The sequence below is a fragment of the Klebsiella sp. V115_8 genome (assembly GCF_029967715.1).
In the GTDB taxonomy this organism is placed as follows: Bacteria; Pseudomonadota; Gammaproteobacteria; order Enterobacterales; family Enterobacteriaceae; genus Klebsiella; species Klebsiella quasipneumoniae.
In genome coordinates this window covers 62,961-77,003 of the sequence record NZ_JASCAR010000040.1, presented here as the reverse complement: position 1 = coordinate 77,003, position 14,043 = coordinate 62,961, and the positions used below count along the sequence as shown (strand labels likewise).

The following is a 14,043-nucleotide window of genomic DNA, read 5'->3' as shown; positions in this document are numbered from 1 at the left end:
ATATCGTTTGTCAGCCCATGAGGTTTCTCGCTTCAATAAGGCCAGATTATTCACAGGCGAGGTGGAATATGGGTTCGCAAGTCTGGGTTGTGAGCACGCTGCTGATCAGCATCGTGTTAATCGTCTTAACGATCGTCAAACTGAAGTTTCATCCTTTTCTGGCGCTGCTGCTGGCGAGCTTTTTCGTCGGCGCGATGATGGGAATGGGCCCGCTGGAGATGGTCAACGCCATTGAGAGCGGGATCGGCGGCACGCTGGGCTTCCTGGCGGCGGTGATCGGCCTCGGCACCATTCTCGGCAAGATGATGGAGGTCTCCGGCGCGGCGGAGCGCATCGGCCTGACGCTGCAGCGCTGCCGCTGGCTGTCGGCGGACGTGATTATGGTGCTGGTCGGCCTGATCTGCGGCATCACGCTGTTTGTCGAAGTCGGCGTGGTCCTGCTGATCCCGCTGGCCTTCTCCATCGCCAAAAAAACCAACACCTCGCTGCTGAAGCTGGCTATTCCGCTGTGTACCGCGCTGATGGCGGTGCACTGCGTGGTCCCTCCGCATCCGGCGGCCCTGTTTGTCGCTAACAAACTGGGCGCCGATATTGGCACAGTGATTGTCTATGGCCTGCTGGTCGGTCTGATCGCCTCGCTGGTTGGCGGCCCGCTGTTTCTCCGAGCGTTAGGCAACCGCCTGCCGTACAAACCGGTCCCGGCCGAATTTGCCAATCTTGAGGTCCGCGAGGCGTCGACGCTGCCGTCGCTCGGCGCCACGCTGTTTACCGTACTGCTGCCGATTGGCCTGATGCTGGTGAAAACCGTCGCCGAACTGAACATGGCGAAAGGCGGCACGCTGTATACGGTGCTGGAATTTATCGGCAACCCCATCACCGCGATGTTTATCGCCGTCTTTGTCGCGTATTACATGCTCGGCATTCGTCGGCAAATGGGGATGGGCGTCCTGCTAACCCATACTGAAAATGGCTTTGGGTCGATCGCCAACATCCTGCTGATTATCGGCGCAGGCGGCGCGTTCAACGCGATCTTAAAATCCAGCGGCCTGGCCGATAGCCTGGCGGTGATCCTGTCGAACCTCGATATGCACCCGATTCTGCTGGCCTGGCTGGTGGCGCTTATCCTGCACGCCGCCGTCGGCTCCGCCACCGTGGCGATGATGGGCGCCACCGCCATCGTCGCGCCGATGCTGCCGCTCTATCCCGGCGTCAGCCCGGAGATCATCGCTATTGCTATCGGTTCCGGCGCCATTGGCTGCACGATCGTCACCGATTCCCTCTTCTGGCTGGTCAAACAGTACTGCGGCGCAAGCCTCAGTGAAACGTTCAAGTACTACACGACGGCGACTTTTATCGCGTCGCTACTTGCACTGGCCGCCACCTTCCTGCTTTCTTTCATTATCTGAGCGCAAAGAGACGTATGATGAAACACGCTGAATTGACTACCTTGACCGCGACCTTCCCGCTTGTGCAGGATTTGATCGCCCTGAAAGAAACCACCTGGTTTAACCCCGCCACCACCCCTCTGGCGGAGGGATTACCTTACGTCGGCCTGACCGCCGACGACGTGCAGGACGCCCATGCCCGCCTTCAGCGCTTCGCGCCCTATCTGGCGGAAGCCTTCCCGGAAACGGCCATCAGCGGTGGGATCATCGAATCGGAAGTGGTCGCCATTCCGGCAATGAAGCACCGCCTCGAGCAAAAATTCGGCCAGCCGATTGGCGGCGAACTGCTGCTGAAAAAAGACAGCCATCTGCCGATCTCCGGCTCGATCAAAGCGCGCGGCGGCATTTATGAAGTGCTGACCCATGCGGAAAAGCTGGCGCTCGAGGCCGGGCTGCTGACTACCGCAGATGATTATCGCAAATTGCTGACGCCGGAGTTTAAACAGTTCTTCCGCCAGTACAGCATCGCCGTCGGCTCAACCGGCAACCTCGGGATGTCGATCGGCATCATGAGCGCCCGCATCGGCTTTAAGGTTACCGTACATATGTCCGCGGACGCCCGGGCGTGGAAAAAGGCCAAACTGCGCAGCCACGGCGTGACGGTGGTGGAGTATGAAGAGGACTACGGCGTGGCGGTCGAACAGGGACGCAAGGCGGCGGAATCCGACCCGAACTGCTTTTTCATCGACGATGAAAATTCGCGCACGCTGTTCCTCGGCTATGCCGTGGCCGGCGAGCGCCTGAAGGCGCAGTTCGCCAAAGCCGGACGGGTGGTCGATGCCGACCATCCGCTGTTCGTCTACCTGCCGTGCGGCGTCGGCGGCGGCCCCGGCGGCGTGGCGTTTGGCCTCAAGCTGGCCTTTGGCGACCACGTTCACTGCCTGTTCGCCGAACCGACCCACTCTCCCTGCATGCTGCTCGGCGTCTACACCGGGCTTCATGACCAGATAGCGGTGCAGGATTTAGGCATTGATAACCTGACTGCCGCCGACGGTCTGGCGGTCGGCCGGGCGTCCGGCTTCGTTGGCCGGGCAATGGAGCGCCTGCTCGACGGGTTCTATACCCTTGACGACCAGACGATGTATGACATGTTGGGCTGGCTGGCGACAGCGGAAAATATTCGCCTTGAGCCCTCCGCGCTGGCCGGGATGGCCGGGCCGCAGCGCGTCTGCGCCAGCAAAGCGTACCATCAGCTGCAAGGGCTGAGTGAGCAACAGCTGCAGCAGGCGACCCACCTGGTGTGGGCCACCGGCGGCGGAATGGTGCCGGAAGAGGAGATGGCGCAGTATCTGGCGAAGGGGCGCTAATCTTCAGCGCAGCAGCGGCATCAACGCCTCTGGCGGCCGCTGCTGTCGGCGCAGGTCCCGCATCACTCGCATATAGGGCCCGCTGAGATCGTAGAACTGCCGATACCCCGCGCACAGCGGGTCTTCCTGTTCGCCGCAGCGGCACAGGCGTAGCCACGGACAGCCGTAGCAGGCGCTGTTGGCCGCCGGCGCGCCCGCCTGCGTTATCAACTCGCCGCACCAGGCGCTCAGCGTCTCGCTGAACAGCAAAATATTGATACGGCCAATATCTTCCCGCACCCAGCGGTGAAAGACCGCGCAGAGAAACTCTCCCCACAGCGCGGCGTCGCCAGCCGCCAGCTGCGGAATAAAATGGATAGCCGTAAGCCCCTGTTGACGCAGCTGCGCATAGAACGCCTGCGGCTGGCGGCAATGCTCCGCCTCGACCACTACCGCCTGAAAGGGAGTGTCATGTTGCTGGCCGGGGGCATGAGTGAGAGGCAAATTCGCCGGACATCCTGTCATGACATATCCCTAATGAATGAAACGATCTGTTGAAGGTGAGTAACAGCAAACAGGAATGCCAGAGAAAGTACTGCGAGTGCGATCAAAAATTTGTCACGAACCGCCCGCGGCTGCAAAAAATCGCTGTCGTCGACGTCCATCAGATGACGACGGCGGGTATAGCCCCAAAGGATCCCCGCCACTATCGCCAGCACGCCGATCGACAGCCAGAACGGCAGTCCGGCGCGGTGCCAGCTGTGCTTAATCGCCAGCGCCATCAGCGCGCCATAGCCCAGCAGGGTGCGAAACCAGGCCAGGGAGGTGCGCTCTGGCTGTAGCCCCGGGTCGCTTTCCCGCCGCGCCCGGCGTTTATCCGCCATACAGCACCAGCAGCATCACCGCGACCACCACCGCCAGCAGCAGGATGCTAATCACCAGCAGCGTCCGGGTATAGGGGAGATCCTGCTTCAGGCGCATCGCCTTCTCGTTGTTCAGCCAGCGCAGATAGCCATAGATGGCCATGCCGCCGGCAAACAGGCACAGCAGCAGGGCGAGAATTTCACGGATCAGCGGCGTGGCAAAGTCTGGCGCCAGCTGGTCAAGACCGACGCCAGCGGCAAGAAAACCGAGCGCCGTGCGGATCCACGCCAGAAAGGTGCGTTCGTTAGCCAGCGAAAAGCGGTAATCAGGCGCTTCGCCGAGGCGGGAGATTTTCATGACGGTTCCTTGTTCATCGCGCAGCAGGCTTCAGCATAGCGTAAATCAGGAACCGGGGAGAAGCATCGGCGCCCCGCAGGGCGCCGGTCAACGGCGGGGATTAATGCAGCTCCGGCCAGTAATCCTTATTGGCGGCAATCAGGTCGTCGAGGATCGCTTTCGCCACCGAGGCGCTCGGCACGGTTTTCGACAGGGTAATCGCCTGCCACAGCTTGTGGTAAGAGCGTTGTTCCCAGGCATCGACCACCAGTTTTTCCACCGCCACCTGCTGGCTCATCATCCCTTTCTGGAAGTGCGGGATGTCGCCGACCGTCAGCGGCTCCGGCCCGTTGTGGCCCACCAGGCAAGGAATTTCCACCATCGCGTCGGCGTCAAAGTTATGGATCGCGCCATTGTTCGGCACAATCAGCAGCATCCTTTCCTGCGTGTTAAAGGCGATGGCCGTCGCCAGATCGACGATATACGACGCGTGCTCGTCAATCTCCAGATCGCCTGCGGAGGATTTCCCGGCGGCAATAATCGCCCGGCAGGCGCTGAAGACGTTTTTCTCACGATGATCCATCACCTCATTGGCGCGGGTGCGTTCCGGGTTGGAGTGGGCCACCACGTAGTCCGGGAACAGGTAATATTTCAGGTAGGTATTCGGCATGGTCTGCGGATCCAGCTCCTGCACATCTTTCGCTTTGGCAAAGGTGTCGTTCCAGCTTGCCTCGGTGTGCGGGTCGTTAGAAGGCGGCACATAGCCGTATTTCGCCACATATTCGCGCAGTTTTGGCATCAAATCGTTGCCGTCGAGATCCTCAATCGAGGTCCACCAGCCGAAGTGGTTGAGGCCGTAGTAGCGCACGCGCATCTGTTTACGGTCTTTGAGGCCGACAATCTGCGCCATCCGCCCTTCAATGCCGATCGGCATATCGCAGATGTTGAGGATTTTGGCGTTCGGCCGCAGACGACGGGTAGCTTCCGCCACAATCGCCGCCGGGTTGGAGTAGTTAAGCATCCAGGCGTTCGGCGAATATTTTTCCATATAATCCACCAGCTCCAGCACGCCGCCGATAGAGCGCATACCGTAGGCGATCCCGCCCGGTCCGCAGGTCTCCTGGCCCAGCACGCCGTGGCGCAGCGGGATTTTCTCATCCTGTTCACGCATCGGATATTTCCCGACGCGGATATGCGCCATGACGAAATCAACATCGGTAAACGCCGCCTGCGGATCGGTGGTATAGCTGAATTCAATCTCCGGCGCCTGCTCTTTGAGGATCACTTTGCACGCCTCGGCGATGGTCTCCTGCCGCGCCCCGTCGTTGTCGTAAAATTTCAGCGACCGCAGCGGAAAACGATCCTGGTTTGCCAGCAGCATCAGGACAATGCCCGGGGTGAAGGTGCTGCCGCCGCCTGCGATAACAACTGAGAATTTTTTCATGATACTGCCTCCGTCATGGTGGTATGTTCGGTCGAAAGAGAATCTTTCATCAGGTTTTCCAGCTGGTCGCGCACCTGGGGAACGTGCAGGCCGACGATGACCTGAATCCCGTTGCCGCGGCGTACTACCCCGTGGGCGCCCAGCGCTTTAAAGACGTCGTCACTTTGCGTTTTCGCCATATCGACCAGCGCGATGCGCAGTCGGGTGGCGCAGTTATTGATACTTTCAATGTTGCTGGCGCCGCCGAGGGCCTGCAGGAAGCCAGCGGCCTGGCCCAGCCGGGTCTCTGGCGCGGCTGCCGCCGTGGTTTTACCCCGCGCCGCCTGATAATCAGCCTTGCTGTAGAGCTTGATTTCGCTCTCTTCCCGGCCCGGCGTCTTCAGGTTCAGACGCAGGATCAGGGTGCGGAAGACCACGAAGTAGAGGGCGGTGAAACAGAGACCAATACCTATCTGAATGAACATCATCGAGGCGTGGTGATGGAACATCGGGATCCAGTTTTGCGGCAAGAACTGGTCGAGCAGGCCGCCGCCGAAATTGCCCACCACCCCGCAGATGTACATCACCGTCGCCATGGACGCCGCCAGCACCGCGTGGACGGCGAACAGCAGTGGCGAGATGAACAGGAAGGTGAACTCCAGCGGCTCGGTGATCCCGACCAGCATCGCGGTCAACGTGGCGGGGATCAGCAGGCCGGCGACCTTGACGCGATTTTCCGGCGCGGCGGTGAAGTAAAGCGCCAGCGCAATGCCCACCGAACCAAACACTTTCGAGTTACCGTGCAGGGCAAAGCCGCCCTCCGGGAACAGCGTCTTCAGCGGTTCCGTACTCTGGCTGAACGCCTGCAGATGCTCTGCCCAGTAGACCTGCAGTCCGCCCTCCACTACCGCCGGGCCAAAGATGAACGGGCCATAGACGAAGTGATGCAGACCGGTGGGGATCAGAATGCGCTCAAGGAAGATGTAGACCCACACCCCGAGCGCGCCGGCAGAGCGCAGGAAGGCCTGTAGCGATTCAATACCCAGCTGGACTTTTGGCCAGCCGAGCAGCGTCAGCCAGGCGCAGGGGATCATCGCGAGGAAGGCGACAATGACCACAAACGATGAGCCCTGGAAGATGCCGAGGAACACCGGCAGGGGTTTATCGAAATAGCGATTATGCAGGGCCGTCACCAGGCCGGAGATGACGATCGCCCCGATAATGCTGGTGTCGAGGGTTTTAATCCCGGCAATCATCGTCAGGCCGCTGCCGGCCGTGGGTTCAACGGAAAAGTCGACGCCGAAGAAGTGGCCCCAGGTCATCCCCATGGCGTTAATAAAGTAGTTCCAGGTGAGAAAGCTCACCAGTACCGCCAGACAGGCCCGGCCCTGGGCCTGCTTCGCCAGGCCAATCGGCAAGCCGACGGCGAAAATCAGCGGCATATTACGAAAGACGGTCCAGCCGCCCTCTTCGATGATGTGAACGATCTGTGCAAACAGGCTGTCGGGTGCGGTCAGCGCTTCGCCGACGAACATCGGGTTGCGCAACATAATGGCGATACCGACCACGATCCCGGCGAAAGGAAACAATAAAACCGGGGTAAACATGGCGCCGCCAAAGCGTTGTATTTGACTGAGCATTGGGAAATCCTCATGTAACAACTCGTAGGGTGAATGGCCTTCTTTTTCTTGATTACCGGCCTCACTCGAGAATAGGAATTTGCCCGTCCAACAACATGCCGCGCCGTTGCGATTCGTGATCGCTTTCATGGTTTTAATTTGGCCAAAGTTGTCTACTTCGTTAACAAAAGTTAGACATCGATAAGCCAAAGGATGAAATCGATCTAATGAATGGATAATAACCTGCTGTCTTAAAACTCATTTTTTAATAACAGGTGAAGAAAATAACCTCGCTCTTTCCTGTACAAGAGGACTACTGGTGATCTACAAATCCATTGCTGACCGCCTGCGGCTGCGGCTGAATTCTGCCGACTTCTCCATCGGCAGCCCGCTGCCGGGAGAGAAAAAACTGGCCGAGGAGTTCGGGGTGGCGCGCATGACCATCCGCAAAGCCATCGACCTGCTGGTGGACTGGGGGTTGGTGGTCCGTCGCCACGGCTCGGGGACCTACGTGGCGCGTAAAGACGTCCATCATGAAACCAGCAATCTCACCGGCCTGGCGGAAGTGCTGCGCAAGCAGGGTAAAGAGGTGGTAAGCCAGGTGCTGGCCTTCGAAGTGATGCCTGCCCCGCCGGCCATCGCCAGCCTGTTGCGAATTAAAATTGATGAACGGATCTACTTCTCGCGGCGGGTGCGCTTCGTCGACGGCAAGCCGCTGATGCTGGAGGATAGCTATATGCCGGTGAAGCTGTTCCGTAACCTGTCGCTGAGCCATCTGGAGGGATCGAAATTTGATTATATTGAGAAGGAGTGCGGGATCATCATCAGCGGGAACTATGAGACCCTGACGCCGGTGCTGGCGGACAGGCAACTGGCGCGCTCAATGAACGTTCCGGAGCAGACGCCGCTGCTGCGGATTACCTCCCTTTCCTACAGCGACAGCGGCGAGTTTCTTAACTATTCGGTTATGTTCCGCAACGCCAGCGAGTATCAGGTGGACTACCATCTGCGCCGCGTCCAGGCGCACAGCCCGCTAGCTCACCCCCCAGAACAGCACGGCGAGTAGCTGCGGGGTGATAATCCGCAGGAACATCACCAGCGGATAGACGGTAGCGTAAGAGAGCGCCGCCGCGCCGCTGGTGGCGTGCAGATTGTTGGCGAAGGCCAGCGCCGGCGGGTCGGTCATCGAGCCGGCCAGCATGCCGCACAGCGTCAGATAGTTCATTTTCGCCAGCATGCGCGCGAGAATGCCTACCGTCAGCAGCGGGATGGCGGTGATGAAAATGCCGTAACCGATCCAGCTCAGGCCATCGCCCTGGGTCAGGGTCGCCACAAAGTCGCCCCCCGATTTCAGCCCGACCACCGCCAGAAACAGCACGATCCCCAGCTCGCGCAGCGCCAGGTTGGCGCTCGGCGGCATAAACCAGTACAGCTTGCCGATGCTCCCGATGCGCCCGAGAATCAGCGCCATAATCAGCGGCCCCCCGGCCAGCCCGAGCTTCAGGGCGGCGGGGAAGCCGGGAATAAACAACGGGATAGATCCCAGCAGTACCCCGAGGCCGATGCCGATAAATACCGGCAGCATCTGAACCTGCTGCAGCTTCTGCTGGGCGTTACCCAGCTCGGCGGCCACGGCGTCAATCGCCTCCGGACGGCCGACCAGGTTGAGAATATCGCCAAACTGCAGGCTGGCGCTGCTGCTGGCCACCAGCTCGACGCCAGCGCGATTAAGCCGGGAGATCACGACGTCATAGCGCTGTTTGACGTGCAGATCGCGTATTTTCTTCCCCAGCACTTTCTCGTTAGTCACCACCACACGCTCTACCTTCAGGTCGGTGCCACGCGTCGACAGCGAGGTGGCCACCTCCTGGCCGATCACCAGTTGCGCATTGTGCAGATCCTCCGGCCGCCCCACCAGGTGCAGCAGATCGCCGGCCTGGATAAGGGTGCCCGGCGCAGGCACCATTAGCAGCTCACCGCGCTTCAGTCGCGAACAGACGATATTGTCGCTGTTGAGCATCGGCACATCCTGAATCGCCATCTGGTTGAGGTTAGGGTTCTCCACCCGCACGTTGATGGTGTGCAAATGGGCATGGCCGTTGCCGCTGCTCTCCTCAAATTGCTGAGCCTCTTTCTCAACATTGATGCGAAAGAACAGGCGCACCAGCCACATGGTCAGCAGAATGCCGCAGATGCCGAACGGATACGCCATCGCATAGCTCATCCCCATCTGATCGACCACCTCGAACGGCACCCCGAGATCGCGCAGGATTTGCTGCCCGGCCCCCAGCGCCGGCGTGTTGGTCACCGCGCCGGAGAAGATGCCGAGCACCACCGGGAGAGGAATATTGAACAGTTTATGCAGCACCGCCGTGACCAGGCCGCCAAGAATCACGATCAGGATAGCGAAAAGATTGAGCCGCAGGCCTGAGACCCGCAGCGAGGCGAAAAAGCCCGGCCCCACCTGGATACCGATGGTGTAGACAAACAGGATCAAGCCGAATTCCTGAATAAAATGCAGCATCGGGCTGCTGAGGGCGACTCCCGCCTGATCGACAAAGTGGCCGACGATAATGCCGCCAAACAACACGCCGCCAATACCAAAGCCGACGCCGCGGATTTTGACATTGCCGATCCACAGCCCAATCACCGCCACCAGCGCCAGTACGCTGACCGTCAATGCTATCTCACTCATGGTATCGTCCCTGTGAATAACATTATTATTAACAGGGATTATGACCGCTGCCAGACGGGTTGTATGCAGCCTGGCGCACAATACCAGCAAACAGACCGGCACAAAAAAGCCCCGAAAATCGGGGCTTTATCAATAGGTTGCTTTATTAGCTATTTAACGCCGGTCGTTCGCTGATGGCGATGCGCTGCGGGGCGATCTGCTCAGGCTCATGGCGGGTCAGATCGATATGCAGCAGACCGTTGGTGAAGGTCGCGCCAGAGACCTCCATGTTGTCGGCGAGGGTGAAGCTCAGGCTGAAGGCCTGGCTCACCAGCCCCTGGTGCAGCCAGGTGGTCTCTTTTTCCGGCTGCTGCGGCGTGCCTTTTACCACCAGGCGGGTGCCTTCCAGCTGAATATCCAGATCTTCCTGACGGAAACCGGCCAGCGCAAGGGTGATGCGGTAGTGGTTATCGTCGCTTTTTTCGATGTTATAGGGCGGGAAGCTCTGGCTTTCGCCGGCGGTTTGCAGGGCGCTGGCCAGTTTGTCAAAACCGATCCATTGACGCAGCAGGGGGGATAAATCGTAGTTACGCATACTGTTTTCTCCTTCTGTGAAGCGAGTGAATATCTGCGAATTGCGCGAATTCGCATATGCTCCCTGACGGCGAGCAGGTTGTTACATCAGGCCGCCACGCGGCCTGAGAGGGACAATTAGTTGATTTCGATACGGCGCGGCTTGTTCGCTTCCGGGATCACCCGTTCCAGATCGATATACAGCAGTCCGTTTACCAGGTTGGCGCCGCGGACATGAATGTTTTCCGCCAGCTGGAATTTACGCTCGAAGTTACGCTCGGCGATCCCCTGATACAGGTAGGTCCGCTCTTTCTGCTCGGCAGCGTGGGCGCCTTTGACGATCAGCAGATTGTCCTGGGCGGTGATCTCCAGCTCGCTTTCAGCAAAGCCAGCCACCGCGATAGCGATGCGATAGTGGTTTTCGTCTACCAGCTCGACGTTATACGGAGGGTAGCCGCCATTGCTCTGGCTTTGATTGTTTTCCAGCAGGTTAAACAGGCGGTCGAAACCAATGGCTGAACGATAAAGCGGGGAGAGATCGAAGTTACGCATAATAAATAGCTCCTGAAAATCAGCGAGAATCAAATGACCTTCCATCGTGGACAGGCCGCGGTAATCCGGAATACCCCTCAGGCGTATTCTCAGTGGGTTACACCTATAAAATGGGTTTCTCCCCGTGCTTTTCAAGGGATTGAGGGCGTTTTTTTTTGCAGTTTGCCGATGATTGCTTAGACTGGGGGGAGGAGCACAAAAAGCAAAGTGCGATGCCCGCCACAGTGCGGCGCAATAACGCTATGCATTCACGGGATGGCCCGATATAACCGCTAAAAGGTTATCTCAACGCCCGAAACGACGATGGAAGAACAATGAAAAGCAGACGACTGTTAAAGCTGGTCCTGTTCAGCGGGATAATAAGCCTGAGCGGTTGCTCCAGCGTAATGTCACATACCGGTGGCAAAGAGGGAACCTATCCGGGCACGCGATCCAGTGCGCAAACGCTGGGGGACAACAATACCAACTGGGGTGTGAAATCGCTGGTGGCGCTGGACATGCCGTTCACCGCCGTCATGGATACCCTGCTGCTGCCGTGGGATATGTTCCGCACCGACAGCTCAATCAAATCTCGGGTCGAAAAGAGCGAGAAGGCCACGCTGGCGACCAACTCGGTGATCCCGCCAGCGCCGATGCCTGCCCAGTAAGTTATCGCCCGGTCTGCGTGACCCACAGCTGGCGATAACCGTCCACCTCCTCCATCCAGGCAATCTGTTTACCGTCTGGCGAAAAGACGATCGCGTCCGCCGAGGGCGCATGAGCATGCGCCTCGGTTAAAAAGGTGATATCGCCTGTGCCGGCATGACAGCAGGCAATCCGCCCCTCCAGTACAAAGCCCAGCCACTCTCCCGACGGATGCCAGTTAAACGCTGACTGGATACCCGACGTGTGATGCGTCAACTGCCACGGCTCGCCCCCCTGTGGGGAAATCAGCCACAGCTGCACCACACCGGCGTCGTCGCGCATCAGGAAGGCGATGCTCGTAGCCTGTGGATTGGCGCGCACCCAGTGACGTGGAATATTCACCAGCCCCGGATAACGGCGATGGTGGGTGAAGGTCAAACGACGCTGACTGACGCCCGCCGGCGGCGCGGGCATCGTGGTTGCGGTACCGGCCAGCGGCTCCCCGCCGGGCTGCTTCCAGCTGGCTTCATCCTGCGGCAGATCGACAATAAACAGCTCCGGGACTTTGTCGCCGTTTTCCGCCAGCGTATCGCCAATAAACGCCAGCGCATGGTTCCCGACCCAGCCCTCTTCATAGGCGCGATTAATCTCATCGCTGCCCGGTGCGGGAGTCGACGTCGTGCGGCTCACCAGCACGCACCAGTGGCTGCCGCCGTATTCGCGCGGATGGTGGCCCGGCGGCGTCACGGGTCCATACGGCGCGGCCACGCCGACGTTGCGCAGATCCAGCGCCGGGTCGCGCTCGTGCAGCACATGATCGTTGTAGGTAAAACTGACCAGCTGGCCGTTGGGGCTATAGACATGGACGTGGCTGCCGCCGCGCAGCGCCCCGGGGGTGTAAGGGGCAGTGATGTCCATGGCGTCCAGATTCTCGACGGTATCCTGAAAGGCCACCACCCCGCGGCGGTGATGAAAATCATACTGCCATTGCGCATCCGGCCGCTCGGGGCCGTGAATGAACACGTAGCGCTCCTGGGTTGGATGCACGGTCACCACGCCCACGTGCGCGCCTTGCGTGGCACGATAAATGGTCTCCACCGCGCCGCTGTTTACGTTCACTCGCTCAATGGTCTCGCCGGTGAACGACGCACCGGACGGGCGGACGTCGAACACCAGCCACTGGCTGTCGGGGGTCCAGGTATTAACATTGGTAAGCTGATGATGCCGGGGAGCAAAAGTGACTTGTTTCATAACGATACCCTGATGCGAGACTTACGCATCAGGGTAGCGTATCGCAAAAATTTAGCCTACACGTTTCACATCGCCGACCAGCAGGATATAAGACAGCGCGCCTATCAGCGCCACCACGGAGATATAGACCAACGCCGGGCCAAAGCCGTAATCCTGCGCCAGATAGCCAATCACGAGCGGTACGGTGATGCCCCCCAGGCCGCCAACAAAGTTAAACACGCCTCCGGTTAGACCGATCAGGCGCATCGGCGCCAGGGATGAGACCAGCGACCAGGTAATGGAGGCAAAACCGTTACCGAAGAATGCCAGCGCCATCAGCGCCATAATCCATACCGGGTCGTTGGTGTAGTTCGCCCCCATGATGCAGGTGGAGATCAGCAGTCCGCAGATGATCGGCGTTTTACGCGCCACGCCCAGCGAATAGCCTTTTTTCACCAGTTTATCCGCCAGCCAACCAGAGAGCAGGACGCCAAAAAACGCAGCGAGGAAGGGCACCGTGGTCATAAAACCGGCCTTCAGCGCGGTAATGCCTTTTTCCTGGGTTAAGTAGTTCGGGAACCAGGTCAGGAAGAACCACAGCGTCGAGGTTACCGCAAACTGCCCAAGGTAAACACCGACCAGCTTGCGATGAAAGACCAGCTTCCAGTCCGCTTTCGATAACGGTTGACGCGCCTCTTTCTTCACCGGCGCATCGCCATCCACCAGGCCGCCGCCGTCGCGAATATAGTCGAGTTCGGCTTTGCTGATGCTTTTGGTCAGCCGCGGCGGTTGATAAACCTTGAACCAGATCAGCGACCAGATAATGCCGATACCGCCGGTAACAATAAACACCCAGTGCCAGCTCAATAGCTCCTGGATCCAAATCAGCAGCGGCGTTAAGAAAGCCAGGCCAACAAATTGCCCCGAGGTATAAAACCCGACGGCGGAGGCGCGTTCATGCTCCGGGAACCAACTGGTCACCATGCGGTTATTGGTTGGAAAGGCAGGTGCTTCGAAGATCCCGGTGATAGCGCGCAGGCCTATGAGCGACATTAAGCCGGTGGCGAAGCCTTGTAGCAACGTGGCTACAGACCAGCCAAAGATGGCGATAAAGTAGGTAAGCCGGGACCCCACGCGGTCAAGGAACCAACCGCCCGGGATCTGGCAGAGGGTATACAGCCAGGCAAAGGCGGAAAATACGTAGCCCATTTCCGCTTTGCTAATACCAAACTCCTCCTGAATATGCGCCGAGGCGACGGCGAGGTTGGCGCGGTCAACATAACAAATAACCACGGTAATAAAGATCATGATGAGCGTCAGATAACGGCGACGCCCGGTTTTTACAGCGGTAACTGAAATATCCATCGCAATCTGTCTCCAGATTTTGGGCATAGCGAAGCCGCTCACCATGCCCGGT

Annotated in this window: 14 protein-coding genes and 1 other annotated feature; of the genes, 4 read left to right on the top strand and 10 right to left on the bottom strand. The window is 59.0% G+C overall.

Annotated features, from left to right (window positions below; genetic code table 11):
• The first annotated feature begins 68 nt into the window (after positions 1-68).
• Together dsdX and dsdA are read left to right on the top strand one after the other, a co-directional pair.
• The gene (dsdX, locus tag QLG03_RS18590; protein ID WP_048335644.1) at positions 69-1,406 is read left to right on the top strand and encodes a D-serine transporter DsdX; all 1,338 of its coding nucleotides are present in this window, start codon (positions 69-71) and stop codon (positions 1,404-1,406) included.
• Between the two features lie 17 nt (positions 1,407-1,423).
• Entirely contained in the window at positions 1,424-2,752 is a 1,329-nt protein-coding gene (gene dsdA, locus QLG03_RS18585) for a D-serine ammonia-lyase (RefSeq protein ID WP_023291444.1), read from the top strand.
• A 3-nt stretch (positions 2,753-2,755) separates the two neighbouring features.
• Here dsdA and QLG03_RS18580 read toward each other — a convergent pair whose 3' ends face one another.
• The 5 genes from QLG03_RS18580 to QLG03_RS18560 all read right to left on the bottom strand — a co-directional run bounded on the left by QLG03_RS18580 (position 2,756) and on the right by QLG03_RS18560 (position 6,994).
• Positions 2,756-3,256, bottom strand: coding sequence for a hypothetical protein (locus tag QLG03_RS18580; protein WP_023291445.1), 501 nt, complete (start codon positions 3,254-3,256; stop codon positions 2,756-2,758).
• Positions 3,253-3,615 (bottom strand): DUF202 domain-containing protein, encoded by a 363-nt coding sequence (locus QLG03_RS18575; RefSeq protein WP_023291446.1) that lies wholly within the window; start codon positions 3,613-3,615, stop codon positions 3,253-3,255. The genes QLG03_RS18580 and QLG03_RS18575 overlap by 4 nt, the downstream gene beginning before the upstream one ends.
• Positions 3,605-3,952: a DUF202 domain-containing protein gene (locus tag QLG03_RS18570; protein ID WP_004202264.1), complete on the bottom strand. Its 348-nt coding sequence runs from the start codon at positions 3,950-3,952 to the stop codon at positions 3,605-3,607. The genes QLG03_RS18575 and QLG03_RS18570 overlap by 11 nt, the downstream gene beginning before the upstream one ends.
• A gap of 100 nt (positions 3,953-4,052) precedes the next feature.
• Positions 4,053-5,375, bottom strand: a complete 1,323-nt coding sequence (locus tag QLG03_RS18565) for a 6-phospho-alpha-glucosidase (protein ID WP_147734124.1) — start codon at positions 5,373-5,375, stop codon at positions 4,053-4,055.
• A complete protein-coding gene (locus QLG03_RS18560) occupies positions 5,372-6,994 on the bottom strand; it encodes an alpha-glucoside-specific PTS transporter subunit IIBC (RefSeq protein WP_023291447.1) in 1,623 nt (540 codons plus the stop codon). Before QLG03_RS18560 ends, QLG03_RS18565 begins: the two co-directional genes overlap by 4 nt.
• Positions 6,995-7,292: 298 nt before the next feature.
• Between QLG03_RS18560 and QLG03_RS18555 the strand changes: the two genes are divergently transcribed.
• Complete coding sequence (locus QLG03_RS18555) at positions 7,293-8,039, top strand: GntR family transcriptional regulator (RefSeq protein WP_023291448.1); 747 nt, start codon at positions 7,293-7,295, stop codon at positions 8,037-8,039.
• Here QLG03_RS18555 and QLG03_RS18550 read toward each other — a convergent pair.
• The 3 genes from QLG03_RS18550 to ibpA form a co-directional block, all read right to left on the bottom strand.
• The gene (locus tag QLG03_RS18550; protein WP_255989693.1) at positions 8,007-9,668 is read right to left on the bottom strand and encodes a putative transporter; all 1,662 of its coding nucleotides are present in this window, start codon (positions 9,666-9,668) and stop codon (positions 8,007-8,009) included. The two genes, QLG03_RS18555 and QLG03_RS18550, sit on opposite strands and share 33 nt — an antisense overlap.
• A 145-nt stretch (positions 9,669-9,813) precedes the next feature.
• The gene (gene ibpB, locus QLG03_RS18545) at positions 9,814-10,242 is read right to left on the bottom strand and encodes a small heat shock chaperone IbpB (protein ID WP_023291450.1); all 429 of its coding nucleotides are present in this window, start codon (positions 10,240-10,242) and stop codon (positions 9,814-9,816) included.
• A 116-nt stretch (positions 10,243-10,358) separates the two neighbouring features.
• Positions 10,359-10,772: a small heat shock chaperone IbpA gene (ibpA, locus tag QLG03_RS18540; RefSeq protein WP_004151523.1), complete on the bottom strand. Its 414-nt coding sequence runs from the start codon at positions 10,770-10,772 to the stop codon at positions 10,359-10,361.
• Positions 10,766-10,841, bottom strand: a sequence feature (ROSE (Repression Of Heat Shock gene Expression) occurs in the 5'-region of heat shock genes and acts as an RNA thermometer to modulate expression.). It overlaps the preceding gene by 7 nt.
• Before the next feature lie 245 nt (positions 10,842-11,086).
• On the opposite strand from ibpA, the gene QLG03_RS18535 reads away from it, so the two are divergent.
• On the top strand, positions 11,087-11,419 hold the full coding sequence (locus QLG03_RS18535) for a YceK/YidQ family lipoprotein (RefSeq protein ID WP_023291451.1): 333 nt from the start codon (positions 11,087-11,089) through the stop codon (positions 11,417-11,419).
• A gap of 1 nt (position 11,420) precedes the next feature.
• Here QLG03_RS18535 and QLG03_RS18530 read toward each other — a convergent pair whose 3' ends face one another.
• Together QLG03_RS18530 and QLG03_RS18525 are read right to left on the bottom strand one after the other, a co-directional pair.
• Entirely contained in the window at positions 11,421-12,647 is a 1,227-nt protein-coding gene (locus QLG03_RS18530) for a DUF3748 domain-containing protein (RefSeq protein WP_152841945.1), read from the bottom strand.
• Between the two features lie 51 nt (positions 12,648-12,698).
• Positions 12,699-14,036 (bottom strand): MFS transporter, encoded by a 1,338-nt coding sequence (locus QLG03_RS18525; protein ID WP_032447014.1) that lies wholly within the window; start codon positions 14,034-14,036, stop codon positions 12,699-12,701.
• Between the last annotated feature and the right edge of the window lie 7 nt (positions 14,037-14,043).